Genomic DNA, 24,037 nt, shown 5'->3' on the forward strand with positions numbered 1-24,037 from the left:
CGATGACGCGTTCCCGGATCGACGTGCAGGACCTGCTGTTTGGCCTGTTCCTCGTGGCGGTGGCGACGGGTACGCTCGTCGCCACGCGCAATCTGACGATCGGGCACGCCGCCGATATGGGGCCGGGCTACATGCCGCGCGTCGTCGCACTCGCGCTGATGGCGTTCGGCGTCTTCTTTACTGGGCGTGGGCTCTGGCGCGCGGGTCGCGGCATCGCGCCCGTTCAGTTGCGGCCGCTGCTGGCGATCCTGGCTTCTGTCGGCGTTTTCGCGCTGACGGCGGAGCGGTTGGGCCTCGCGATCGCCTCTGTCGCCGCCGTGATGCTCGCCAGCTTCGCCACGCGAGAAGGTCGGCTTGTCGAGACCGTGGCGTTTGCCGTCGTGCTCTCAGGAGCTGCGGTTCTTCTGTTCGTCAAGTTGCTGGGCTTGCCGATCCCGATCTGGCCCCGCTAGGGCGGCACGCTTCGCAGGCAGACGCATATGGAACTCTTTGACAATCTGCTGATGGGTCTTTCGACGGCCCTTCAGCTCAACAATTTGATTTTCTGCCTGATCGGCGTGGTCATCGGGACCGCGATCGGCGTGCTGCCCGGCATCGGTCCGATTCCAACGGTGGCGTTGCTGCTGCCCTTCACCTTCGGCCTGTCGCCTGCGAGCGCCATGATCATGCTGGCCGGCATCTTCTATGGCGCGCAATATGGCGGCTCGACCACCGCCATCCTGGTCAATGTGCCGGGCGAGACGTCGTCGGTCGTCACCTGTATCGACGGTCACGAGATGGCCAAGCAGGGCAGGGCCGGAACCGCGCTGGCCATTGCCGCGATTGCCTCGTTCTTTGCCGGCACGATGGCGACGATCGTGATCGCGGTGCTCAGCGTGCCGTTATCGGTGCTGGCGCTTAAATTCACCGCGGTCGAATATTTCAGCCTGCTCGTGCTCGGCCTGATTGCGGCGGTCGTGCTCGCGCATGGTTCGGTCGCCAAATCGTTGGCAATGGTGCTGCTGGGGTTGTTGCTCGGCCTCGTCGGGATCGATGTCTCCTCGGGCGTCGCACGCATGACCTTCGGCATCGCCGCACTGTCGGATGGTCTTGATTTTGTGCCGATCGCGATGGGCCTGTTCGGGCTGGGTGAAATCATCGCCAATCTGGAAAGACCCGCCGAGCGCCGTGTCGTCAGCCAGTCGATCCGCAGCCTGATCCCGAGCTGGAAAGACTTGCGGGCGGCTTTTCCGGCCGTGGTGCGCGGCACGGCGCTGGGTTCTGTGCTGGGGGTATTGCCGGGCGGCGGCGCTGCCCTTCCGCCATTCTCCTCCTACGCGCTGGAGAAGAAGCTCGCCCGCGATCCCTCACGCTTCGGCAAGGGCGCCATCGAGGGCGTTGCCGGTCCAGAGGCCGCGAACAATGCCGGCGCCCAGACCAGCTTCATTCCGCTGCTGACGCTCGGCATTCCCGCCAACGCTCTGATGGCGCTGATGATCGGCGCGCTGATGATGCAGGGCATCCAGCCCGGCCCGCAGATCATGACCGAGCAGCCCAAGCTCGTTTGGGGCGTCATCGCCAGCATGTGGGTCGGCAACCTGATGCTGCTGGTCATCAACCTTCCGCTCATCGGCCTGTGGGTCTCGATGCTGAAAATTCCTTACCGCCTGCTGTTCCCCGCCATCGTGCTGTTCTGTTGCATCGGCACCTACGGGATCGCCAACAGCCTGTTCAATGTCTGGCTGATGATGGGCTGCGCCTTGATCGGCTATTTCTTCATCAAGATCGGCGTCGAGCCGGCGCCGCTCCTGCTCGGCCTCGTGCTCGGTCCACAATTGGAAGAAAACTTCCGGCGCGCGATGTTGATCGCGGACGGTGATTTCACCGTCTTTCTGTCGCGGCCGATCAGCGCGGTCATCCTCGCAGTCGTCGCCGCCTTGTTGCTGGCAATGCTTTCGCCGGCAATTCTGAGGACGCGGAAAGAGGCGCTGGCGGAATGAGCGGTGTCGGCGTCAGTCGCGCAATTGCCAGCGGCCGATGACCCGAAACCGTGAATTCGCATTGTCCTGACGACACAAGGCGATGGCGTCGATCGCGATCTGGCCGATGCCGGCTGTCGAAAACCTGCTGCGTAGCATTGCCACAATCGGCTCGCGCCGTTCGGCGGGAAGCCGTCCCGTCAGCGTCATGTGGAAGCGAAATTCCTCAAAGACGTAAGGGTAGCCCCAGCGGTCGAGATAGTCGCGCTGCCGTGGCGTCAGCGCCTCCGGACTTCGCCGCGCGCGATCTTCGGCGCTGAGTGGAGCACGGAACGAATCGAATGCCCTGGTCGTCTGGGCGGCAAGCAGGTCGAGATCTGCCGACGGTTCGCCGGGAATGAGCGCAATGAAGCCGCTGATCGAATCGACGACCGGTTGGATCACGGGCACTGGCCGGGCCAGATCGGCGAACAATTCGCAGGCCGCAGCAAGCTGCGCCTCGACCTTGCCGTCGGCAAGCGCTATCGGCGCCTTCAGCGTGGCGTGAAAGCCGTATTTGCGCGGATCGCGCGTCAGCTCGCGCCAGTCCAACGGGAGATCGTCCGGAAAGGGCAGGTCTTCGCCGCTATAAGCGTCGTAGCCGAGCAGCAAGGCGCCGAACCGGTCGAGCGCGCTGCCCGGCGTGGCCGCATAATAGATTGCGTAACGGGGGTAATTTGCCATTGCGCCAGAATAGGGCCGCCTCACGCGGCTGCAACCGCCCTGCGTGATGCTGCGGACGAACGGACGAGGCGATTCGCCTCCGTCAGATGTACTAGGCGCCCCGCGGCAATGACTGCGACGACCCGCGGCCGCAGCGGCACCGTGTCATCGACGAGAAGGATGTCGGCACGCTGCCCTGCGGCGAGCGTGCCGCGATCGGCGAGGCCGGCGGCACACGCCGGTGCCGCCGAGATCAATTGCCATGCCGCGGCCAGCGGCAGAACGGCGTCGGCCGCAAGCCGGAATGCCGCCAATAGCGGCGCCGGATAATAATAGTCCGACGCAAGCACCGAACACAGGCCCTTAGCGATCATGTCGGAGGCCCTGGTCCAGCCGGTATGGCTGCCGCCGCGCACGACATTGGGCGCGCCGAACACAATGAAGTCTCCGGCTTCGGCAGCATCGCGTGCAGTTTCCTCGTTGACCGGGAATTCGGCGATTGCAACGCCCTGCGCACGGAAGGCCTGCCGCATCGCCGGGCTTTCGTCGTCATGGGAGAGCATCCGGACGTTTGCCGCGCGTGCTGCCTGCGCCAGCTGGGCGACCGAAGCCGGCACGTCGTGGCCGCGGCAGACCACACGTTCCACCAGGCGATCGAACGCCTCATTGCTGAGACCCGTGCGCTCGACCATTCGGCTGCGCTTCTGCGGCTTGGCGAGACTCGCGACCGTCGAGTCCATATGGTCGTTGAAGGCGAACAGGTCGACGCGTCCTTCCGATAGCCAGTCGATGATTTCGCTTTCCGCGTCGAGATTGTAGGTTTCGTGCCGGAGATGGAAGCGGGTGTCGGCGGCGAGCTGCGGCCGCATCTGCTCGATCGCCTCCAGCAAGCGCCTGGCATTGTCGGCGCTGCGCAGGCCGGGCTCCCACGACCAGGTCGTGGCATGATAGACGGTCGTGATCCCGTTGCTGATCGCCTGCCGGTCGCTGTCGACAAGCGCCACATCGATCGGGAAGTCGACCCCGGCGCGCGGCATCATCTGCCGCTCGAAGGCATCACCATGCAGATCGACAATGCCCGGCAATACCAGGAGGCCATCGGCATTGACGACGCCGATGCTGTGGATGCTGTCCGCACCTACGGCTGCGATCTCGCGACCAGCGATCTGCAATGAGGTTTCGACGATTTCGTGGCCGAGCAGGGCCCGGCCACCTTCGATGAACAGTTCAGTCACGATGCGGCACTCTGGTTGAATGGACGGCGAGTAGCTGCTCCGCCGGCTTCGTACTTTTCGAGAAAGCCCTCTACATCGAGCTTGCGGAAATCGGGCAGGGCGCGGCGAAGCGCCTCATGGTCCCAATCCCACCACGCGAGCTCCGCAAGCCGCCCCGCAATGGATTCCGGAAAACGCCGCTTGATTGGCCGTGCCGGATTGCCTGCAACGATCGTATAGGCGGGGACATCCTTGGTCACGATGGCGCCGGCCGCGACCACCGCGCCGGTGCCGATCGAACGGCCAGGCAGAATAACCGCGCCGTGGCCGATCCAGACATCATGGCCGATATGGACGCGATGCTTGCGGCGCCACGAAAAAAACTCGGCATCGTCGCTCTCGCCCGAAAAGTAGCTGCTGGCGCGGTAGGTGAAATGCGCCTGCGAGGCCCGGAGCATCGGATGATTACCCGGGTTGACGCGCGTCATCGCCGCGATCGAACAGAATTTCCCGATCGTCGCATAGGTGATCTGCGAGTCATTCACGACATACGAATAATTCGCCATCGTGACCTCGAGCAGGATGGTCCGGGCGCCCACCTCGGTATAGGCACCAAGCTGGCAGTCGCGCACCGACGCAGTGGGGTCGACCATTGGTTCAGTGGAAAGCATTTTGCCGGCCATCGCGTACGTCCATCAGCGATCGAGGGAAAGATCATGCTCGTCTTCGATGCGCTTGATGACAGGATCATGACGGACGCGTGACGGCGGGCCGCTGTGGACGAACGCCGCAGCGCAGCACTCGTGTCACACAACTGTAAGATCGAGCCGGTAGCGATGCGTCACGATCGGAATTCTGGAGCAGTGCATGCTGGTGGTAGAGGGTTTGACGTGCCGGTTTGGCACCAAGGCCGCGGTGGACAATGCGTCATTCTCGATCCAGCCGGGCAGCTTCGTCGGCGTGATCGGCCGCTCCGGCGCCGGCAAGTCGACGTTGCTGCGGATGATCAACCGCCTCGCCGAGCCTTCCAAGGGACGCATCCTGTTCCAAGGCGTCGACGTAACCGCGCTGCGCGGCAAGGACTTGCGGCAATGGCGCGCGCGCTCCGCGATGATCTTCCAACAGTTCAATCTGGTCGGCCGGCTCGATGTCCTGACTAATGTGATGATGGGACGGCTGGCCGCGGTACCGTCATGGCGTTCCCTCGCTCAGCTTTGGCCGGAACGTGACAAGGCAATAGCGATGTCGGCGCTCGAACAATTCGACATGGCGTCTATTGCAGCCCAACGCGCCGACCAGCTCTCCGGCGGTCAGCAGCAGCGCGTCGCGATTGCGCGTGCGCTGGTACAGGAGCCCGACATCATACTTGCCGACGAGCCAATTGCTTCGCTCGATCCTCGCAACACCCGTGTGGTCATGGATGCCTTGCTGCGCATCAACAAGCATTTCGGGATCACCGTAGTCTGCAATCTGCACTCGCTCGATCTGGCGCGAAGCTACTGCGACCGTCTGATCGGCATGGCGTCGGGGCGGATAGTGTTCGACGGCGCGCCGGTGGCGCTGACAGATCGCATCGCGCGTGAGCTCTACGATCTTGAGGCGAATGAGGTGATGGATGCGACGCCGGCGCTTGCGCCGGTCGGTTCGGCGGTTCCCGCGCTCGGTACGGTCGCCGCGGCCTGAGTGTTGCGTCCAAGAACCAAGAGCTGCGCGGGATTCAAATCCGCAAGCGACATTGCTGCAAAAACAGGAGACGTCATGTTCAATCGTCTTATTATTCTCGCCGCTGCGGCGGGATTGGTATTCTCAGCTTTCCCCGCATCAGCCCAGGACTGGAAAGCGAAATATCCCGAACTGGTGTTCGCAAAGGTCCCCGATGAGAATGCTTCGGGCACGACCAACCGTTGGACGCCTTTGGCGGAGTATCTGTCCCGCGAGCTCGGCACGAAGGTGACGCTGCGGATCGCCAACGACTACGCCGCCGTGATCGAAGGCCAGCGGGCCGGCAACATCCACATCGCGATGTACGGTCCGGCGTCTTATGCCCGCGCCTACATAATCGGCGCCAAGGTCGAGCCGTTCGCGATCGAAGTGAATGGCGACGGCACCAAGGGCTATTACTCGGTCCTCTATGTCAAAAGCGACTCGAGCTACAAGGACATCAAGGACCTGAAAGGCAAGAATCTCTGCCTTGTCGATCCCAATTCAACGTCAGGCAACAACGTGCCGCGTTTCGCGATGGACAAGATGGGCATCGACCCGGAGAAGTTCTTTTCCAAGGTGGTTTATTCGGGAAGCCATGAAAACGCGGTGATCGGGCTTGCCCAAGGTACCTGCGATGCGGCGTTCAACTGGTGGAATGACGAAAAAGAATCGAACCTGCTGCGGATGGAACGCAAGGGCATGGCGAAGGCCGCCGATTTCAGGATCATCCTGAAGTCCGAACAGATTGTGAATTCGCCGATGGCATATCTCGGTAGCCTGCCTGCCGACCTCAAGGCGGCGATCAAGAAGGCCGTGCTGGAAATTGCAGTGAAGGACAAGGCCGCTTTCGACAAGATTTACGAAGGGAAGCAACTGCCCTTCGTCGAGGTTGACCACAAGGCCTATGAGGCCGTGATCGATCTGACCAAGTTTGTCGACGGCTTGCGCAAGCAGAAGTCCTGAACGGAACGACGTTTCCAGGCGACTCGGGCGGATCGCGAGGTCCGCCCATCGTCTCTTCAGAAAATTCCATGCGAACAGCAGTCCCCGAATTCCCGGAAGCCAGGCTGCGCGAGCTGACCGATCGCTATGCGGCTGCAGTTGCTGCCAAGCGACGGCGCATATGGCTGGGTTTGGCGGTCCTGATCGCTGCGGCGCTTGCCGCCGGCTGGATGGGCGACGTCGACCTTTGGAAGTTTGCCGAGAATTTCTGGCGCTTCCCGGCCTATTTCGCCAGCATAGCTCCCACGTTTTCGTTCTCGTCGGCTTGGAATGATCTCTCGGAATGGCTTTGGGGCTTGCCTCGCTGGACGCTGCTTCTCGGAGATACCCTGCTGATTGCGTATATGGGAACCCTTTCGGGAGCTATATGCGGATTCGTTCTCTGCTTTCTGGCATCGGCCAATCTCGTCAGGTCGCGAACGATCGTTTTTGTTACGCGGCGCTTGCTCGAGTTTTGCCGCACCGTCCCGGAGATCGTTTTTGCCCTGATTTTTGTACTGGCATTCGGCCTCGGGCCGTTGCCGGGTGTTCTTGCCATCGCGATCCATACCACTGGAGCGCTTGGCAAGCAGTTCGCCGAGGTTGTCGAGAATATCGATAACAAGCCGATCGAGGGGGTGGCGGCGAGCGGAGGAAGCTGGATTCAGATTGTCCGGTTCGGCGCGGTGCCGCAGGTCCTTTCAAATTTCGTGAGTTATGCTCTGTTGAGATTCGAGATCAACGTGCGTGGCGCGGCGGTGATGGGCTTCGTTGGCGCCGGCGGGATTGGGCAGGATTTGATCGAGGCCGTGCGTAAGTTTTACTACAGTGACGTCAGCGCCATCCTTTTGCTCATCGTCGTCACCGTCATGCTGATCGATTTTGTCACGGAGCGTGTACGTCATCGCCTCCTTGGGCTGGAGGGCGCGGGCACGTGATTTCCTTCAGTTCTGAAAACCAGGCCGCAATCGTTGAACGCTATCCGGAGGTTTTCCGCCCGGATTGGTGGAACAGGGGAAAGATCACGATAGGCCTTGGCACGGCTGTCGCGCTTTTTCTGTTCGGGATTGCCCAGCTAGACATTCCGTTTCACCGGCTTTCTGACGGAATGGCCAGGCTAGGCGGATTCCTTCGGCTAATGTTGCCGCCCGATCCTGGTTCATGGGCGGAGGCATTGAAGTATCTGAATGCGCTCGGCGAGACGGTGTCGATCGCATTTCTCGGTACGCTGGGCGGAGCACTGCTGGCGTTGCCGGTTTCCCTGCTGGCGGCGCGCAATGTGGTTGCGAACCGGATCGTCCACTTCTTTTCACGCCGCAGCCTCGACACCATCCGTGGTGTCGATATCTTGATCTGGGCGCTCATCTGGGTCGGCGTTGTGGGATTGGGTCCGTTTGCAGGTATCCTTGCGGTCATCTGCAGCGATTTCGGGACGTTTGGAAAGCTATTCTCGGAAGCCATCGAGGCTGCCGACAAGAACCCCGCAGAGGGAGTTCGATCGGCGGGCGGCAGCCATCTCCATAGCGTCCGGTTCGGACTGTTGCCGCAGGTCTTTCCAATTCTGCTGAGCCAAGTGCTTTACTACTTCGAATCGAATACGCGCTCGGCGACGATCATCGGAATCGTCGGGGCCGGCGGAATCGGCCTTCAGCTCGCCGAACAAATCCGGGTGCTGGAATGGCAAAAGGTGTCGTTTCTGATTCTGCTTATCCTCATCGCGGTTTCCGCAATTGACTGGATTTCCGGCAAACTCCGCTTCGCGATCATCGGGCGGCGCGCCGTCGCATGATGCTTCTATAGGGTGAGTAGAGGCGCGCTAGCGACGTGCCCACAAGAGCGCGTCACTGAATGGTGGGCACGCTATCGCTTTGCCCACCTACAAGCATCAACTGTTCTCCACCAGAAATTCGACACGCTCCGCGGCGAAGCGCGCGCGTTTGGTTACCAGCGGTTTGCCGTCGGTATCGACATCGGTACTATCGACCACGAGAACGGGACGCCCGAGCGCGAGATCGAGCCTTGCGGCGTCGGAGGCGTCCACGATGGTGGCGGTGACGCGGGTTGAGGCGCGGCGGTAATCGCGAACGCCGTAATGCGCCAGCAGTTTGGTCATTGAGCGTACGTTGGCGAAGACCGCTCCGGCGCCCGGAAAGCGATCGGCGGAAAGCCAACTGGTGCTGACGCAGATCGGCGTGCGGTCGGCGAGCCGCACCGATTCGATCCGGACCAGCGGCGCGCCGGTCTTCAGTCCGAGCTCACGGGCCAGCTCGCGCGTCGCGGGCTCTTCGGAGGCATCGATCAATCGGCCGCGAGGCTCGCGGCCGCCGGCGCCGACGATTTCGGAAAATCGCGTCCGCGAGCGCAAGGGATAGGCGAGGCGCTGCGCCTCGACATAGGTGCCGCTGCCGCGTTCGGCGCGCACCAGGCCGCGTTCGGCAAGCGCAGCCAGGGCGCGCCGCACGGTGTGGCGGTTGACCCGATAGGTATCGGCGATCTCGATCTCGCCCGGCAGCTTTTCGCCCGCAGCAAAGCGGCCGTCGGCAATGCCGCGCTCGATACCGTCGGCGACCTGCCGCCACAAGGCGACGCCGGAACTCTCCTGCAGGCTCATGGCGTGGTGATACCAGAAATTATTCGTTTGTCACGAAACAGTCATGGCGCTCCGCTATCAAGTTGTCTATTATCATAGACAACTTGATTCAGGCAAGGTTGTTCATGGGCTTGACCGGGCGGAACAGCAGAGAGGCGCAGCGCAAGGCTGCGATGGCCGTGCTGGCGCATTCCGAGGCTGGCGACATTGCTGGCCATCTCGCGGCGATCGCGGTACCCGCACACGAGAATCTGCGCGAGCCCGAGAATGGCCTCGTGATGGTGCGCGGCCGCGTCGGCGGCGACGGTGCGCCGTTCAATCTCGGCGAGGCTACGGTGTCGCGCGCGGCGGTGCGTCTTGCGACCGGCGAGATCGGCTTCGGCTACGTGCTCGGCCGCGACAGGCAGAAGGCGCAGATGATCGCGCTGTGCGATGCCATGGTGCAGTCGACAGAGCTTTCGGGCGAGGTCGAGACCAAGGTGATCGGGCCTTTACGCGCCGCCATGATCGCCGATCGCAACCGCAAGGCGGCCGAGACGGCGGCGACGCGGGTCGATTTCTACACCATGGTGCGCGGCGAGGGGTGATGCGATGACGACGGTTACAGAATTGCACGCAGGGTTTGCCGACAAGGTGTTGTCGGCGCAGTCGACCTTCCGCTCCGTGATGGATGCGATGACGCGTCCCGGAAGCGTGCAACGGGTCACGGCGGCTGCCGGCACGCCGGCCGGGATGATGCGCGGCGCGGCGGCGATTGCGCTCACGCTGTTCGATCACGACACGCCTATCTGGCTCGATGCCGCGATGTCGGCCACGCCTGATGTGGCGAAGTGGCTCAATTTCCATGCCAGTGCGCCGGTGGTCGCGGTTTCCTCGATCGCCAGCTTCGCCCTGGTCGGTGACGCCAAGAATCTGCCGGCGCTCGATCGCTTCGCGTTCGGCAGCAACGAGTATCCGGACAGGTCGACGACGCTGATTCTGCAGGTCGAGAGCCTGACGCAGGGGCCTACATTCGAGATGAGAGGGCCGGGCATCGACGGTACAACGCTGCTGCAGGCGACGCTTCAGCCGCGCGACCTCTTTCAGCGGCTCACCATCAACGAAGCCCTGTTCCCGCGTGGCATCGATGTCGTGCTGGTTCATGACGACTTGATTGTCGCGATCCCCCGAACCACGCGGCTGGTCGCAAGCGGAGCGTAGTCCATGTATGTAGCCGTCAAAGGAGGCGAACGCGCCATTGAGAACGCCCACCGCCTGCTGGCGCATGAGCGGCGTGGCGACCGTGATGTGCCCGAACTCTCGCTGGCGCAAATTGCCGAGCAGCTCTCGCTCGGCGTCGACCGCGTCATGACCGAAGGCTCGCTCTACGACCGCGAGCTGGCGGCACTCGCGATCAAGCAGGCGCGCGGCGACTTGATCGAGGCGATCTTCCTGGTCCGTGCGTTCCGCGCCACGCTGCCTCGTTTTGGCGCGACCGAGCCGGTCAACACCGGCGAGATGCAGGTCCGCCGGCGCATCTCCTCGACGTTTAAGGATATTCCGGGTGGCCAGATCCTGGGGCCGACTTTCGATTATACCCATCGCTTGCTGGACCCGCAGCTTGCGGACGGCTTTGTGCCGGAGCAGCCGGCGACGTCGGAAGCAGCGCAGGCGGCAACCCCGCGTGTCACCGACATTCTCGGCCGCGATGGCTTGATCGAATCTTCGCCGGCGGCGGATGCCGATACGCCGGTCGGCGATCTCACGCGCGAGCCGCTGAGCTTTCCGGCCGACCGCGATCTGCGGCTGCAAAATCTTGCGCGTGCCGACGAGGGGTTCCTGCTGGCGCTCGGATACTCCTCACAGCGCGGCTATGGACGCAATCACCCATTTGCCGGCGAAATCCGTTTCGGCGAGGTGGAGGTGGAATTCTTCGCCGAGGACGTCAGCTTTGCCGTCCCGCTTGGCTCGATCGCGCTGACCGAGTGCCAGATGGTCAACCAGTTCAAGGGATCGGCGACCGAAGCGCCGTGTTTTACGCGCGGCTATGGCCTGGCCTTCGGACAAAGCGAGCGCAAGACCATGTCGATGGCGTTGGTCGATCGCAGCCTGCGCGCTCGCGAACTGGGCGAGGAAGTGATCGCTCCGGCCCAGGACGAGGAATTCGTGATGTCGCACTCGGACAATGTCCAGGCGACCGGCTTCGTCGAGCATCTCAAGCTGCCGCACTACGTCGACTTTCAGTCCGAGCTCGGTCTGTTGCGCAAGTTGCGCAAGGAGTTCGCTGAGGCCAATGAGGCGCCGGATATGCAGGAGGCCGCGGAATGAACGCGCCGGCTTACAATTTCGCCTATCTCGACGAACAAACAAAGCGGATGATCCGCCGCGCGATCCTGAAGGCGATCGCGATTCCCGGCTATCAGGTGCCGTTCGCCAGCCGCGAGATGCCGATGCCCTATGGCTGGGGCACCGGCGGCGTGCAGGTGACGGCCGCGATCCTGGGGCCCCAGGATGTGCTGAAGGTGATCGACCAGGGTTCGGACGACACCACCAACGCGATCTCGATCCGGAAATTCTTCGGCAAGACTGCGGGCGTCGCAACGACGACCGCTACGTCGGACGCCACCGTGATCCAGACCCGGCATCGGATTCCCGAAGCGCCGCTGCATGCCGGGCAGGTGCTGGTCTATCAGGTGCCGATCCCCGAGCCGCTGCGGTTCCTGGAGCCGCGCGAGACCGAGACGCGGCGCATGCATGCGCTGGGCGAATATGGCCTGATGCACGTCAAGCTGTATGAAGACATTGCGCGCTTCGGCCACATCGCGACCTCCTACGCCTATCCGGTGAAGGTGAATGCGCGCTATGTGATGGATCCGTCGCCGACGCCGAAATTCGACAATCCGAAGATGGACAACTGTCCGGCGCTGCAATTGTTCGGCGCAGGGCGCGAAAAACGCATCTACGCGATCCCGCCGCACACCCACGTGGTGTCGCTCGACTTCGAGGATCACCCGTTCACGCGCTATCGGTTCGACGCACCTTGCGCGCTGTGCGGCGCCGGCGATTCCTATCTTGACGAGATCGTCACCGACGACAAGGGCGGCCGAATGTTCGTCTGCTCGGATACCGATTATTGCGAGTCTCGCCAGTTGATCGGTCATCGCGGCAGCGAGAGCGCGGCTCCGCACGAGGAGAGGACGCATGGCTGAGCCGCAAGACTCCATGCAAGACGACCAACCGCTTCTGGTCGCCGAAAACGTTGGCAAGAACTATGGCCGATTGACCGCCTGCCACGACGTATCGTTTGCGCTCTATCCCGGCGAGGTGCTGGCTATCGTCGGCGAGTCCGGCTCGGGCAAGTCCACGCTGCTGCAACTGTTGTCCGCGCAGCTCGCGCCGAGCGCCGGGCGGGTGTCATACCGGATGCGGGATGGCGTTTTGCGCGATCTCGCCAGCCTCGGCGAGGCCGAGCGCCGCTTCTTGTTCCGTACGGATTGGGGCTATGTGCACCAGGACGCCGCGCAGGGCCTGCGGATGGCGGTCTCGGCCGGCGCCAATGTCGGCGAACGGCTGATGGCGGTGGGCTGGAATCACTATGGCCGCATCCGCGATACCGCCTCATCCTGGCTGGAGCGCGTCGAGATCGATACCGCGCGTATCGACGACGCACCGCGCACCTATTCCGGCGGCATGCGGCAGCGGCTGCAGATCGCGCGCAATCTGGTCACCGAGCCGCGGCTGGTGTTCATGGACGAGCCGACCGGCGGGCTCGACGTGTCGGTGCAGGCGCGGCTACTCGATCTGATGCGCAATCTCGTCAGCGAGCTCGGCCTTGCCGCCATCGTCGTCACCCATGACCTCGCTGTTGCCCGGCTGTTGTCGCACCGCGTGATGGTGATGAAGGGTGGGCGCGTCATCGAAACCGGCCTGACCGACCAGGTGCTCGACGACCCCTGCGAGCCCTATACCCAACTGCTCGTTTCGTCGATCCTGCCGGCATGAGCGCGCCAATGACTGCGATGATCGACATCACCAGCGCCGAAAAGACCTTTACCATGCATCTGCAGGGCGGCGTCGAGCTGCCCGTGGTGCGCGGCGTCTCGTTTCAGGTCGAGCCGGGCGAGTGCGTCGTGCTGTCGGGCCCCTCAGGCGCCGGCAAATCTTCGATCCTGAAAATGATCTTTGGCAATTACCGCTGCGATGGCGGCCGGATCGGCATCCGACATCAGGGCACGGTGATCGATCTTGCCACAGCCGAGCCGCGGCAGGTGCTTAGCGTACGCCGCTCGACCATCGGCTATGTCAGCCAGTTCTTGCGGGCGGTGCCGCGGGTTGCCACCATCGACGTGGTGGCGGAGCCGCTAATCGCGAACGGATTTGCACGCGCGCAAGCTCGCGAAAAGGCCAGCGCGCTGCTGCGCCGCCTCAACATTCCCGAGCGGCTGTGGGCGCTGCCGCCATCGACGTTCTCCGGCGGCGAGCAGCAGCGCGTTAACATCGCGCGCGGTTTCATTTCCGATCTGCCAATTCTGCTGCTGGACGAACCGACCGCCTCGCTCGACGCGGCCAATCGCGCTGTAGTCGTTGAGTTGATTGAGCAGAAGAAACGACAGCGCGTCGCGATGGTGGCGATTGTCCATGACGATGAAATTCGCCATCTAATTGCCGACCGCATCGTCGACGTGACATCGTTTGCCGCCGCGGCATGAAGGAAGATGTAAGATGACTTCGAAGCACGAAACCATCCTCGGCAACGCCCGCCTCGTACTGGCCGATCGCGTGATCGAGCACGGCTGGGTCGCCTTCGCAGATGGCCGCATCGCCGAATATGGCGAGGGCACTGCGCCGTCAGGCAGCGAGGACGCCGGCGGCGATCTGATCATGCCCGGCCTGATCGAGCTCCACACCGACCATCTCGAAATGCACTATGTGCCGCGCCCAAAGGTGTTCTGGGATCCGATCGCAGCGGTGGTTTCCTACGACGGACAGTTGGCCACCTCGGGCATCACCACGGTTCTGGATTCGCTCCGGGTCTGGCGCGAGGACGGCGCCGAGGACGTTGACGGCAGGGCGGGCGTGCTCGCAGGTGCGATCACGGCGGCGCGTGAGGCAAACCTGCTGCGCGCAGAACACTTCCTGCATCTGCGCTGCGAAATTCCGATGCCAAGCGTAGTCGAGGAAGCCAAGGAGCTGATCGACCGGCCGGACGTGCGGCTGATGTCGCTGATGGACCATACGCCGGGTCAGCGCCAGTTCCGTGACGAGGTCAAGCTCCGCGATTATTACCGCGGCAAGGGCGGCGGCATGACCGACGCCGAGCTCGATGTACTGTTCGAGAAGCGCTTTACCTATCAGAAGGCCTATGCCGCGACCAACATGCGCGAAATCGTGGCGCTTGCCCATCGATATGAAATTCCGCTCGCCAGCCACGACGATACCACCGAGGAGAATGTGGCCGATGCGATCCAGGATCGCGTTTCCGTCGCTGAGTTTCCGACCACGATGGAAGCCGCGCGCGGCCTGCATCAGGCCGGCATCGGCATCCTGATGGGCGCGCCGAACGTGGTCCGCGGCGGTTCGCATTCCGGCAACATCGCCGCCATCGATCTCGCCCGTGAGGGACTGTTGGACATCCTGTCGTCCGACTACATTCCTTCGAGCCTTTTGATGGCAGCCCTGCAGTTGCCGCAGCATGCGCCGGCGATCGATCTGGCCTGCGCCGTCCGCACCGTCACCAAGACACCAGCCGAGGCCGTGGGTCTTGCGGACCGTGGCGAGATCGCAGCAGGCAAGCGGGCCGATGTGATCCGGGTGCATGTCGCCCGCAACATTCCGGTGGTGCGCAGCGTCTGGCGGGAAGGGCGGCGCGTGGCATGACGGAATCACTGACAACCTCAGCACCAGATCAAACGACCGTAATTGGGCCGGGTCGGCTGATTCTGGTGGTCGGCCCAAGCGGTGCCGGCAAGGACACGCTGCTCGGCTTCGCCAAGATGGCTTGCGCCGAGGAGAAGAACATTGTGTTTCCCCGCCGCGTGATCACACGCGAGGCGTCGGCTTCGGAAGAAAACGAACAGGTCAGCGCGGAAACATTCCGGGAGGCGCTGGCGCGTGGCGAATACGCCATGCATTGGGAGGCCCACGGCCATTGCTACGCACTGTCGCGGGCGATCGACGACGAAATCCGCGCCAGGCGAACCATCGTTGCCAATGTGTCGCGCACCGTGATTGGCGCGATGCGCCGCGCCTATGCCGACGTGGTGGTGGTTTCGATCACGGCCCCGCCAAACGTTCTGGCCGAACGGCTTGCGATGCGGCGGCGGAGCAGCGACGGCAAGCTCGAAGCCCGCTTGGGTCGCACGGTGGAGGATGCGGCGGCCGCGCCCGACGTCACCATCGTCAATACCGGCAGTGCCGAATATCATGCCCGCCAGCTCGTCCGCGTCATCAAGGGCGAGAAATGGGACGATCGACGGGAGAACTAAAATGACTGTTGTCGCGACCATCGAGCAGCTCGAGGCCATCTACGGCTTTCCCAACGATGCCTCGACGGTCAAGGTCGCCGACCGCGTCACACCAGCCTATCGGGCGTTGATGGACAAATCGCCGTTCGCAGCGCTCGCGACCTGCGGACCGGAGGGGTTGGACTGCTCGCCGCGCGGCGACCTGCCGGGCTTCGTTCGCATCCACGATGAGACAACGCTGATGATGCCGGATCGTCGCGGCAACAACCGCTGCGATTCGCTGCGCAATATCGTGCGCGATCCGCGTGTGGCGCTTTTGTTTCTCATCCCCGGCTCCGGCAGCACGCTGCGTATCAACGGCCGCGCACACGTCTCGGCCGATCCGGAACTGCTCGCGTCGTTCAAGATGGAGGGTAAGGCGCCGCGCACCGTCATCGTCATGACGGTCGAAGAGGTTTATTTCCAGTGCGCGCGCGCCATCGTGCGTTCCGATCTCTGGAATCCCGACAAGCGCGTCGACCCGAGAAGCTTGCCGACGCCCGGCCAGATCCTGGCCGAGATGAGCGATAGCACCGTCGGTGGCGAGAAGTACGATCGGGAATGGCCGGAGCGCGCGCGGCAGACGATGTGGTGAGGCGCTGATACGCATCAGCGACCTGGCGGCCATGCGGCTGAACCGTGGATGGCATGAGTGCATCTGGTCGATGTCGTGTCGACCGTTGCGCCGTCGTCGCTGATCATCCTGCCGGAACACGCGGGCAGGTCATGGATCTCAGCTTGCTGCCGCGCTTGTCGATGGGCACGTTGCAATTGTCGATCCGTTGCTCGTCCATCCACTTTTTTCCAAGACGTTCTTTTCCGGTCAGCGATGACCCGTCAGCCGGCAGGGCGGTTTCCGCATTCGGTGCGGTTTGGCCAGGCTGCGTTTCCTGCGCAAACACCCCCGATGCAAAGCACAGCGCGAAAAGAAAGCTGATCAACCCTCGGTGAATCGGTTCCATCGGATTGTCCTCACCAGAAACTCACCCGTCAGATTAAACATGTCGATATTCTCGTAGCCACCCGGAACCTGCGGACAACGGGTCGGTTGCCTCTCATCGCATTGGGCGCTCTTCACAAGAAAAGGAAGGAGAGACAGATGAAAATGAAACGGCTCATTCTTGCTGGTTGTTCGATACTGGTCTTGAGCACCGGCGCGGCACTGGCGGGTCCTTGCGAGACGGGACGCGCGGCCAACCTGAAGGATGCTGGCTCCGGACCGGCCAAGATGGGCGACAGCCAGACAACGGGTATGGCCGGCAGCACCGATAAGCATCCACCGACCGATACAATGAATCGAGCGGCTGGAGAAACTGCTGCATCTTCACAAGATACACAGCGGCAGATGCAAGGCGAACCGACGGCGGCACAGCAGGCTGAAGGTGCCAAGGCCGACAAGGTCACAGAGGCGGATAAGGACTGCTGAAGATAGTATCGATCCCTGGTCCTCATACTGCTTCGGTAGACAAGCGCGGATGCGCAATAGAAGGTCGTTCGAACTGTGATTGGACGAATCCTCGCGGTGCATGCGTCGATGCGGCGCCCTCATCCGCAGGGTTTGTCCAAGAGAGAAGTAGGCTTGTCCAAGAGCGAACTTCTTCTTTCGGAGATGGTGCGCATAGTGCGACCTTCGACCTTCCGTACTTGCGCTCTGCCCACGGTGACCCTAATTTTCGTCCCGGCACGAATGTCGTGCCAGCACTGCTTGGGAGGACCCCTGATGAGTTGGAAGACTCCGAAGATCGTCGAAGTGTCGGTGGGCATGGAAATCAACATGTACGCCTGCGCGGCGCGTAAATAGACGCGTCGAAGCGGTCTGCCCGGCTCTGGCAACAGCACGTTGCTGCGGGCCGGGCAGGCTGTTCAATTGCCACGAAGTCCTCCATTGCTCTGCACCAGAGTGAGTCCGCGGATCCTGCTAAAGCCAGCGGGATCTCCCGTAGGCGGCCGACGGTGCCGATCCAGCCCAGTTTCTGCGCTGCTCCACCTGCATTCCGTGTCTTCCCATGGCTCGCGGACGGTCGCCGTATCATGCTAGGGTATGCTGGCCGGCACCGCCGGGAATCACCCGTTCCACCCCATGACCCGCTGAATGCGAATGTCTATGCGTGCAAGGACCTTCCAGGCGGCGGTCGTGTCCTTTGCTACCCTGCTGCCGGCTTGTGGCTATGCGGATGGCATCGACACCGAGCACCTGTTCGGCTTCATGATCGGCACGGATGTCGGCAATGTCGGCGAACGGGAGTTTCAGAGCGAGACGACCGGGCGCTCCGGCAGGAACGGAGGTACTTACCGGGCGGTCGGCCAGGAGTTTGAACTGGAGTTTGTGCCGGTACGGAATTTTAGAATCGAGGTAGGAAGCACGTTTGCGTCGCATCTGATCAGTGGCGTGCCAGGCCTTGACGACCAGCGCCGGCTGTCATGGCAGGGTGGGTCGATCGATTTGCGCTACCGCTTTCTCGATCGGGAAACGGCACCATTCGGAGTTACGTTCGCGACGGAAGCGCACGCGCATCGTGTCGAGGAGACGACCGCTGAAGCGGTCCGGAGTTTCGGGACTGAATTCAGGCTGGCGTTCGATCGCGAGCTCGTAACGAATCGCGTCGTCGCCGCGTTCAACCTGATCTACGAACCAGAGTGGACACGATTGATCGGCAGTGGTGCGATGGAGCGGGAGTCTACCGCCGGTACGGCGCTTGGGGTCATGGCGCAGTTGCATCCCGGTTTCTTGCTAGGCGGCGAGGCGCGTTACCTGCGAAAATATGAGGGGATCAGTCTGGACAAACTTGCAGGGCAGGCGTTGTTTGTCGGTCCGACCGCATATTTCCAGTTGTCGAAAAGCACGCGGCTGACCGCGAGCTGGAGCTTGCAAGCGTGGGGGCGTCCGGTGGGGTCGACTGCCGGCCTCGATCTTGTCAATTTCGAACGTCACCAGGCGCGGCTGGTATTTGGCGTCAACTTCTAGGGCGGGCGACTGCGCGGACGGCCCGAGTTCCGACTTTTTCACGGGGTAGTGAAACGTCGGGCCGCCCATTGCCGTAGCTCTTTGCGTTATCTGTTCGGGAACAATGCAAGGGATATCAGATATGACTCCAATAGATTTGGTCGTGACCGTCTGTGCGGTGCTCTCGCCCACCACCTGCGAGGAAACCCATTTGGTCTTTTCTTCAAATGCTTCGTTGCGGCAATGTGCCATGAACGCGCAGCCCTACATCGCGCAGTGGATTGGCGAACGCCCGAAATGGACCGCGGTCAAGTGGCGCTGCGAATATCCAGGTACCAATCGAAAGGCATCCAGCGACGCCGTGTGGTCAGCAGGCTAAATAATCGTCCAGCGGCGGCTATTTGTTACAGTCCTTTAAGTCCTTGTCCGCGATCGAAAACACGGCGTCAGCCTTGATTTCGATCTCGCGAACGAAGCAGTGCTTTGAGCCGCGATAGCCGACCTTGGCGTCGTAACGTCCCGGCTCCACGCCCGTGATGCGCAGGCGTTCGTCGTGGTCGACCTCCTTGTCCTTGTCGTTCAGGGTGAGGTTGGGGCCCCAATCGTCCTTGCCGGGCGGGGAAAGCTGAAACTCCGAAATGGTCGCCGTCGTAAGATTCCACAACCGGATGCCTTTTCCCTGCGCGGCCACCTCGTTGGCGCTCGTTGACAGCAGTGCCACCCGAGCCAGTATCCATCGCATCGGTCATCCTTTCGTCGCGGGGCGCATGGAGCCGTCATTGCCTGATCAGACGGTCTCGATTTTTGACTTTATCGAAATTTCTTGCCCGATCGAGACCGATCGGGGCGATCAACCGGGCCGTATCGAGATCGGCACCCTCGAAATCGGTATTGATGACGGTGATGCCGGTCAGGTCGGCTCCGCCCAGTTGGGCACTCTTGAGAGAAGCGCCGGTTAGGTCGCCGCTCTTCAGCACCGCAAATTCGAGATCGACGCGAGACAGATCGGCACCGCGCGCGTTCAGGCGTTCCAGATTGGCCGATTTCAGCACCGCGCGCATCAGGCCCATCGATTGGTTGCGCATGTCGGCACCGAGATTGGCGCCCGCGATCGAAGCGCCGACGAGGCTCGCACCGGTGAGATCGGCAGCGACGCGTGCTCCCGAAAGATCGGCGCCGTCGAGGCGGGCGCGAGCCATCTGCGAAGCGAACAGGTTTGCGTTCCTGAGGCTTGCGCCGGTCAGATCGGCTTCGATTAGCCAAGCCTGGTCGAGAATTGCGCGGTCGAGTCTGGCGCCGGCGAGCTTTGTCTTGTTGAGTCGGGCCGCGCGGAAAGTTGCGCCGGACAGGTTGAGTCCCGATAGGTCCAGGCCGGATAATCTCTTCCCGGTGAAATCGGCGGGCGCGGCGATGGTCGCGGCGGCGAGCGCGGCCTCGACCTCTCCGCGGGTCAATTCGGCCGAGACCATATCGGGCGACGACAGGTCAACATGACGCATCATGTCCTGGGCCGTTGCCGTCATCGCCACAAGAGCAAGACCGAGCGCTGCAGTTCCGATCGAGCGTTTCATCGTCAACCCCAACCGATCACGCATCCTAGCACCGGCCCAGGGCACTGCCTATGACCCACCCTGCTTGGTGGGACAGCCATCGATCCGCCGCATGATTTCCGATTTGATTGCGGCGATCTCGACCTCTCCGCGCGCGCCTCGCGGCGTGCGGATAGGCAGGTCCGCGAGAACCCGGGCCGGGCGCGGCGACAGCAGGATCACGCGATCGCCGAGACGAACCGCGTCGTCTACATCATGCGTGACCAGCAGCGTCATCACGGAGCGACCGTCTATCAACATGGCGATCTCATCGCGCAGGCGGCTCGCAAGGGCGGCGTCTAGCGAGGCGAGCGGTTCGTCGAGAATAAGGAATTCCGGCTCAACGGCGAAGGCGCGGGCAAGCGCCACGCGCCGCGCGAGGCCGAGCGATAACTCGCCGGGAAAATGGTTGCGATGTGCCTTCAGCTCCAGAATTTCGAAGAGTGCTGAAAGCTTCGGTTCATCGGCAAGAGGCGCGGCAAGTCGCACATTCTCCTCGACCGACCGCCACGGCAACAGCCGCGGCTCCTGGAATACGAAGCCGATCCGCGCGCCGGCGGGTCGCGACACCCGCCCTTGAAAATCGGGGTCGAGGCCGGCGAGGATCCGAAGCATCGTGCTCTTGCCGCAACCGGATGGGCCGACCAATACACCAACCTCTCCTGCATTAAGCGCAAAGGCGACGCCGGCGATCACGTCGTGCTGTTCGCCCGCCGCGCTCTTGAACGTCTTGCTGGCGATTTCGACCTCAAGCCGCACGGGGACGCCACCGGGATGACCGGGCCTCAAACGGCTGCACCAGCAAGGTTTCAATAAGGAGCACGACCGCGGCGAAGCTCAGCGAGTAGGCAAGCAACAAAGGAATGTCGAACAGCTGGAACGCCACGCCAATCTCGAAACCAACGCCGTTTGGACGTCCAAGCAATTCCGCAACAAGTACGATCTTCCAGACCAGGGAAAGTCCTGATCGTGCCGCGGCCGCGATGTAGGGCGAAAGTTGCGGTAAAATGACGTGTCGAAACCTGCTCCAGCGGGGCAACGCGAACACCGTCGCCATTTCGTCGAGCGCCGCGTCGAGGGCACGCGCGCCCTCACGTAGCGTCACGACGGCGGTCGGGAGTTTGTTGATGGCGATTGCCGCAATTGCAGCGACTTCAGTCAATCCGGCCCAGATGTAGGCGAGCACAATGGCCACGAGCGCCGGCAGATTGAGCAGCAGGATCAGCCAGGGGTCGCCAAGCCGATCGGCAAGCCGCACCCGGCCCATCAGATATCCGATAGCCGTGCCCAGCGCCATCGCCAGCGTGAAGGCGAGCGTAACGCGCGCCAATGTCGCGCCGAGATGGAAGAACAGGTTGCCCGACCTTGCTTCCGCGATCATGGCCGTGAGCACGGTGGGTGGAGGTGGCAGCTTCGCGTCACCGGCAAACAGCGAAGCGATCCACCAGATCGCGACGAACATGGCGAACGACAGCAGGCGTGCCACCTCAATCTCCCGGGATCGCGTGATAGAATGTTCCGGCATCCAGTTCAGGCGCTGGCCCGACAAGTTCATGACCGCCGATTTCAGCCAGCACGCGGTAGAGAATGCGTGCGTCGGCTTCTTCGTCGGCGATCGGACGACGCGGAATTCCCTCTCGATAGCGATCACGATAGGCGCGCAACGTTGCGGCGTCTGGAGCGCCGGTCAGCGGTGCAATTTTCTCCCACTCCGCATCCGAGGTCGACAGAATCTCCTTTGCCGCGCGGGTCATGGCGATGAAGCGGGCAATTTTGTCCCGGTTTGTGTTCGCCCATTTGTCGTCGAAGACGTAGCCGAGCATCGCGGAGCGGCCTTTGGCGCCTAGTTTCGGCAGCAGGTCCTCGATGCCGGCGATGCGGCGGAAGCCTTTTGCTTCCAGTGCCGCACAGAAATTCCAGTAGTTCACGGTCGCATCCATTTCGCCGCTGAGCGTCTTGGCTGCCAGCAGCGGCGGCGCGCCGTAAGCGATTGTCGCGTCCGACTTCAGGTCGATGCCGCCCTGTTTCAACCATGCCAAAAGCAGCAGCCAGTTCTTGTCGATCGGTCCGCCCGCGACGGCGAGCTTGCGGCCCTTGAGATCGGCCAAGGTCTGGATCGGTGATGAGGCAGGGACCATCACGGCGCCGAGCGCGCTCGAATAGGGATAGAATGTCAGCTTGGCGCCAAGCCCGCGTTCGCGCGACACCCAAAGCCAGTCGGTCACCACAATGTCGGCATTCCCGGCGCGAAGCGCAATCTTGCCCGCCTCGGGGCTCGCCAGTTCGAGAACCTGGACCGAAAGGTTGGCCTGCTTGTCGAGGCCGTGCGCGCGGATCACTGCAAGTTCCCAGGCGAATGTTCCGGTCTTCTGCACCGCAACGCGTAAGGCCTCGGCGCTGCAGCACGTGCCGAGCGAGACCAAGACAATCGTAGCAACCAGTGTGCGAACAAAATGCGTCATGGTGCCTTGAGCCGTATCCTTGAACGTCTGCTTTTCAGCTGGCCAGTCATAGCATAGCTTCCACAGTTAACAGCGGGAGGAAGAGTATGACGCTTGTCGGATGGGTACGACGTATTGTCGCCACGTTGACAGCGCTGATGACGATTGCGGTGGTCGCGCACGCCCAGGACATCAATGATTATCCGACATCAGCGCGTGTTGAATACGCGTTTGGCTGTTTGAAAGCGAATGGCGAGACGCGGCAAGCGATCGAGCAATGCTCCTGTTCGATCGATGTTATCGCTTCGCTCGTGCCCTATGAGCGCTATGTCACGGCCGAAACCGTGCTCAGCATGTCGCAGGTCCGGAGCGATCTGGGCGGCCCGTTCCGCACGTCGGAGCAGGCGGCAAGCGCACTCAACGAGCTTAGGCGAGCCCAGGCCGAAGCGGAGGTCCGCTGCTTCTGAATGCGATGCGGCCGCCGCTTCGGAGAAGCGTCCAGGGGCAGAGTAGCATCCGTCTCCCGGACGCGGTGCAGCGCGACAGAGCTGGTGATTTGGCCCGGCTCTCCAGCGCATCACTCCGTGCTGCGCTGCGTCCGGAGCCCGAGAGAAACGGCTCACGCCTGATAGTCGGTATCAAGTCCCCGAATCATCCACCTTCCATTCGCGCTGGAAGACGTGCCCCTCGGTATCTTTTGCCTCGGCGCGGAAACGTTTCGCGCCATTGGAGACGTAGGTGAATCTGATATTGGGGTCCTCTGAAATGGAAATGCCGCCTTCCATCGTCAACACCAGGCTGTCGTCCTGCCAGAGCCGCAGTTCGTTGATGAAGAAGGCCGGGACATACAGGTGCGTGACCTGGTCCATCTGCAAGCCGGAATTGTTCGGGTGGCCGATCATGATCTGGGCCTCGCGCGCGCCACTGGCCGGGCCTTCGCCGGTCTTCGCGAACTGCCGATAGCGCATCTGGCCGAGCCTGGCCTTGGCCTCGTCGGCGTTTTTGGCGGCAGGCGCCGAACAGCCGCCGGAGGCCTTCACATAGGTTTTGGTCATGTAAAGTTTGCCGTCGCTGAGTTCGGCGACCGCGTGGACATCGGTGTAATTGTTGACGCGGACGCGGGTGGAGATTTCCGAGACGTTGGCGTTCGGCCCAAGCTGGAACTTCGCCGCCATCGGCGCGGGATTCTGGTCGATGACCAGCGTAATGCTCCGCACCTGTCGGCTATCGCCGGCCGCAAGTTTCGTTCGCAAGGTCACCGGGACGATCGCGGCATCCTCGGCACGCGACGGCATTTCGATGCCGATCACGTCGCTGCCATCGTTCATCGGACGATTGTTGAAGATGTCCTGCACCAGGCCAGCCCAGAGGTCATTTGCCTCTGCCGCGAGCGCCATCGGTGCGCCGCAGAGTAGCAAACCAACGACGCCGA

General features: G+C 62.4%; 31 protein-coding genes. 20 read left to right on the forward strand and 11 right to left on the reverse strand.

Annotation, left to right across the window (positions count from 1 at the left end; translation table 11 throughout):
* Positions 1-2 precede the first annotated feature (2 nt).
* Positions 3-452: a tripartite tricarboxylate transporter TctB family protein gene (locus tag CQ13_RS37305; RefSeq protein WP_057847740.1), complete on the forward strand. Its 450-nt coding sequence runs from the start codon at positions 3-5 to the stop codon at positions 450-452.
* A gap of 27 nt (positions 453-479) precedes the next feature.
* Positions 480-1,979: a tripartite tricarboxylate transporter permease gene (locus CQ13_RS37310; RefSeq protein ID WP_057847741.1), complete on the forward strand. Its 1,500-nt coding sequence runs from the start codon at positions 480-482 to the stop codon at positions 1,977-1,979.
* Positions 1,980-1,991: 12 nt separating this feature from the next.
* On the opposite strand, the gene CQ13_RS37315 is transcribed toward CQ13_RS37310, so the two are convergent.
* The 3 genes from CQ13_RS37315 to CQ13_RS37325 are packed head-to-tail and all read right to left on the reverse strand — an operon-like array spanning position 1,992 to position 4,557.
* Positions 1,992-2,681 carry a DUF1045 domain-containing protein gene (locus CQ13_RS37315; RefSeq protein WP_057847742.1) on the reverse strand — a complete coding sequence of 230 codons (690 nt, stop codon included), beginning with the start codon at positions 2,679-2,681 and terminating at the stop codon, positions 1,992-1,994.
* A gap of 20 nt (positions 2,682-2,701) precedes the next feature.
* Positions 2,702-3,895, reverse strand: a complete 1,194-nt coding sequence (locus CQ13_RS37320) for an alpha-D-ribose 1-methylphosphonate 5-triphosphate diphosphatase (RefSeq protein WP_057847743.1) — start codon at positions 3,893-3,895, stop codon at positions 2,702-2,704.
* On the reverse strand, positions 3,892-4,557 hold the full coding sequence (locus CQ13_RS37325) for a transferase hexapeptide repeat family protein (RefSeq protein WP_057847744.1): 666 nt from the start codon (positions 4,555-4,557) through the stop codon (positions 3,892-3,894). The genes CQ13_RS37320 and CQ13_RS37325 overlap by 4 nt, the downstream gene beginning before the upstream one ends.
* Before the next feature lie 184 nt (positions 4,558-4,741).
* Here CQ13_RS37325 and phnC point away from each other — a divergent pair, with 184 nt between their 5' ends.
* The 4 genes from phnC (at position 4,742) to phnE (CQ13_RS37345) (ending at position 8,348) form a co-directional block, all read left to right on the forward strand.
* Positions 4,742-5,557, forward strand: coding sequence for a phosphonate ABC transporter ATP-binding protein (phnC, locus tag CQ13_RS37330; RefSeq protein ID WP_057847745.1), 816 nt, complete (start codon positions 4,742-4,744; stop codon positions 5,555-5,557).
* 75 nt (positions 5,558-5,632) lie between these two features.
* Positions 5,633-6,541 carry a phosphonate ABC transporter substrate-binding protein gene (phnD, locus tag CQ13_RS37335; RefSeq protein WP_057847746.1) on the forward strand — a complete coding sequence of 303 codons (909 nt, stop codon included), beginning with the start codon at positions 5,633-5,635 and terminating at the stop codon, positions 6,539-6,541.
* 68 nt (positions 6,542-6,609) lie between these two features.
* Positions 6,610-7,497: a phosphonate ABC transporter, permease protein PhnE gene (gene phnE, locus CQ13_RS37340; RefSeq protein WP_057847747.1), complete on the forward strand. Its 888-nt coding sequence runs from the start codon at positions 6,610-6,612 to the stop codon at positions 7,495-7,497.
* Positions 7,494-8,348, forward strand: coding sequence for a phosphonate ABC transporter, permease protein PhnE (gene phnE / locus CQ13_RS37345; RefSeq protein WP_057847748.1), 855 nt, complete (start codon positions 7,494-7,496; stop codon positions 8,346-8,348). The genes phnE (CQ13_RS37340) and phnE (CQ13_RS37345) overlap by 4 nt, the downstream gene beginning before the upstream one ends.
* A 96-nt stretch (positions 8,349-8,444) precedes the next feature.
* Here phnE (CQ13_RS37345) and phnF read toward each other — a convergent pair whose 3' ends face one another.
* Positions 8,445-9,170, reverse strand: coding sequence for a phosphonate metabolism transcriptional regulator PhnF (gene phnF / locus CQ13_RS37350; RefSeq protein WP_057847749.1), 726 nt, complete (start codon positions 9,168-9,170; stop codon positions 8,445-8,447).
* Between the two features lie 104 nt (positions 9,171-9,274).
* Between phnF and phnG the strand changes: the two genes are divergently transcribed.
* The 9 genes from phnG to CQ13_RS37395 are packed head-to-tail and all read left to right on the forward strand — an operon-like array spanning position 9,275 to position 16,226.
* Positions 9,275-9,736 carry a phosphonate C-P lyase system protein PhnG gene (gene phnG, locus CQ13_RS37355; protein ID WP_057847750.1) on the forward strand — a complete coding sequence of 154 codons (462 nt, stop codon included), beginning with the start codon at positions 9,275-9,277 and terminating at the stop codon, positions 9,734-9,736.
* 4 nt (positions 9,737-9,740) lie between these two features.
* Entirely contained in the window at positions 9,741-10,349 is a 609-nt protein-coding gene (phnH, locus tag CQ13_RS37360) for a phosphonate C-P lyase system protein PhnH (protein WP_057847751.1), read from the forward strand.
* 3 nt (positions 10,350-10,352) lie between these two features.
* A complete protein-coding gene (locus tag CQ13_RS37365; RefSeq protein WP_057847752.1) occupies positions 10,353-11,456 on the forward strand; it encodes a carbon-phosphorus lyase complex subunit in 1,104 nt (367 codons plus the stop codon).
* Entirely contained in the window at positions 11,453-12,337 is an 885-nt protein-coding gene (locus CQ13_RS37370) for an alpha-D-ribose 1-methylphosphonate 5-phosphate C-P-lyase PhnJ (protein WP_057847753.1), read from the forward strand. The genes CQ13_RS37365 and CQ13_RS37370 overlap by 4 nt, the downstream gene beginning before the upstream one ends.
* Complete coding sequence (gene phnK, locus CQ13_RS37375; protein ID WP_057847754.1) at positions 12,330-13,130, forward strand: phosphonate C-P lyase system protein PhnK; 801 nt, start codon at positions 12,330-12,332, stop codon at positions 13,128-13,130. Before CQ13_RS37370 ends, phnK begins: the two co-directional genes overlap by 8 nt.
* A gap of 8 nt (positions 13,131-13,138) precedes the next feature.
* Entirely contained in the window at positions 13,139-13,837 is a 699-nt protein-coding gene (phnL, locus tag CQ13_RS37380) for a phosphonate C-P lyase system protein PhnL (protein WP_057847755.1), read from the forward strand.
* Positions 13,838-13,850: 13 nt separating this feature from the next.
* Positions 13,851-15,005: an alpha-D-ribose 1-methylphosphonate 5-triphosphate diphosphatase gene (locus CQ13_RS37385; protein WP_057847756.1), complete on the forward strand. Its 1,155-nt coding sequence runs from the start codon at positions 13,851-13,853 to the stop codon at positions 15,003-15,005.
* Positions 15,002-15,613 carry a phosphonate metabolism protein/1,5-bisphosphokinase (PRPP-forming) PhnN gene (gene phnN, locus CQ13_RS37390; RefSeq protein ID WP_057847757.1) on the forward strand — a complete coding sequence of 204 codons (612 nt, stop codon included), beginning with the start codon at positions 15,002-15,004 and terminating at the stop codon, positions 15,611-15,613. The genes CQ13_RS37385 and phnN overlap by 4 nt, the downstream gene beginning before the upstream one ends.
* A 1-nt stretch (position 15,614) precedes the next feature.
* Complete coding sequence (locus tag CQ13_RS37395) at positions 15,615-16,226, forward strand: pyridoxamine 5'-phosphate oxidase family protein (RefSeq protein WP_057847758.1); 612 nt, start codon at positions 15,615-15,617, stop codon at positions 16,224-16,226.
* Between the two features lie 103 nt (positions 16,227-16,329).
* Here CQ13_RS37395 and CQ13_RS37400 read toward each other — a convergent pair whose 3' ends face one another.
* Positions 16,330-16,593, reverse strand: a complete 264-nt coding sequence (locus CQ13_RS37400; RefSeq protein WP_057847759.1) for a hypothetical protein — start codon at positions 16,591-16,593, stop codon at positions 16,330-16,332.
* 137 nt (positions 16,594-16,730) lie between these two features.
* On the opposite strand from CQ13_RS37400, the gene CQ13_RS37405 reads away from it, so the two are divergent.
* The 4 genes from CQ13_RS37405 (at position 16,731) to CQ13_RS46910 (ending at position 18,954) form a co-directional block, all read left to right on the forward strand.
* On the forward strand, positions 16,731-17,057 hold the full coding sequence (locus CQ13_RS37405) for a hypothetical protein (protein WP_245309587.1): 327 nt from the start codon (positions 16,731-16,733) through the stop codon (positions 17,055-17,057).
* Between the two features lie 294 nt (positions 17,058-17,351).
* Positions 17,352-17,432, forward strand: coding sequence for a pyrroloquinoline quinone precursor peptide PqqA (gene pqqA / locus CQ13_RS42195; protein ID WP_035728097.1), 81 nt, complete (start codon positions 17,352-17,354; stop codon positions 17,430-17,432).
* A 333-nt stretch (positions 17,433-17,765) separates the two neighbouring features.
* A complete protein-coding gene (locus CQ13_RS37415) occupies positions 17,766-18,596 on the forward strand; it encodes a DUF6662 family protein (RefSeq protein ID WP_347337090.1) in 831 nt (276 codons plus the stop codon).
* 121 nt (positions 18,597-18,717) lie between these two features.
* Entirely contained in the window at positions 18,718-18,954 is a 237-nt protein-coding gene (locus tag CQ13_RS46910) for a hypothetical protein (RefSeq protein ID WP_057847762.1), read from the forward strand.
* A gap of 18 nt (positions 18,955-18,972) precedes the next feature.
* On the opposite strand, the gene CQ13_RS37425 is transcribed toward CQ13_RS46910, so the two are convergent.
* Genes CQ13_RS37425 through CQ13_RS37445 form a run of 5 tightly spaced genes read right to left on the reverse strand, consistent with a single transcriptional unit; the run spans position 18,973 to position 22,626 of the window.
* Positions 18,973-19,317 carry a hypothetical protein gene (locus tag CQ13_RS37425; RefSeq protein WP_057847763.1) on the reverse strand — a complete coding sequence of 115 codons (345 nt, stop codon included), beginning with the start codon at positions 19,315-19,317 and terminating at the stop codon, positions 18,973-18,975.
* Positions 19,318-19,351: 34 nt separating this feature from the next.
* Positions 19,352-20,146, reverse strand: coding sequence for a pentapeptide repeat-containing protein (locus CQ13_RS37430; protein WP_156434144.1), 795 nt, complete (start codon positions 20,144-20,146; stop codon positions 19,352-19,354).
* 48 nt (positions 20,147-20,194) lie between these two features.
* Entirely contained in the window at positions 20,195-20,923 is a 729-nt protein-coding gene (locus CQ13_RS37435) for an ABC transporter ATP-binding protein (RefSeq protein WP_057847765.1), read from the reverse strand.
* On the reverse strand, positions 20,913-21,650 hold the full coding sequence (locus CQ13_RS37440) for an ABC transporter permease (protein WP_057847766.1): 738 nt from the start codon (positions 21,648-21,650) through the stop codon (positions 20,913-20,915). Before CQ13_RS37440 ends, CQ13_RS37435 begins: the two co-directional genes overlap by 11 nt.
* A gap of 1 nt (position 21,651) precedes the next feature.
* Complete coding sequence (locus CQ13_RS37445; protein ID WP_057847767.1) at positions 21,652-22,626, reverse strand: ABC transporter substrate-binding protein; 975 nt, start codon at positions 22,624-22,626, stop codon at positions 21,652-21,654.
* 86 nt (positions 22,627-22,712) lie between these two features.
* On the opposite strand from CQ13_RS37445, the gene CQ13_RS37450 reads away from it, so the two are divergent.
* Positions 22,713-23,072, forward strand: a complete 360-nt coding sequence (locus CQ13_RS37450; RefSeq protein WP_057847768.1) for a hypothetical protein — start codon at positions 22,713-22,715, stop codon at positions 23,070-23,072.
* 171 nt (positions 23,073-23,243) lie between these two features.
* Here CQ13_RS37450 and CQ13_RS37455 read toward each other — a convergent pair whose 3' ends face one another.
* Complete coding sequence (locus tag CQ13_RS37455; protein WP_430649738.1) at positions 23,244-24,002, reverse strand: quinoprotein dehydrogenase-associated SoxYZ-like carrier; 759 nt, start codon at positions 24,000-24,002, stop codon at positions 23,244-23,246.
* Between the last annotated feature and the right edge of the window lie 35 nt (positions 24,003-24,037).

It is taken from the genome of Bradyrhizobium retamae, from assembly GCF_001440415.1.
In the GTDB taxonomy this organism is placed as follows: Bacteria; Pseudomonadota; Alphaproteobacteria; order Rhizobiales; family Xanthobacteraceae; genus Bradyrhizobium; species Bradyrhizobium retamae.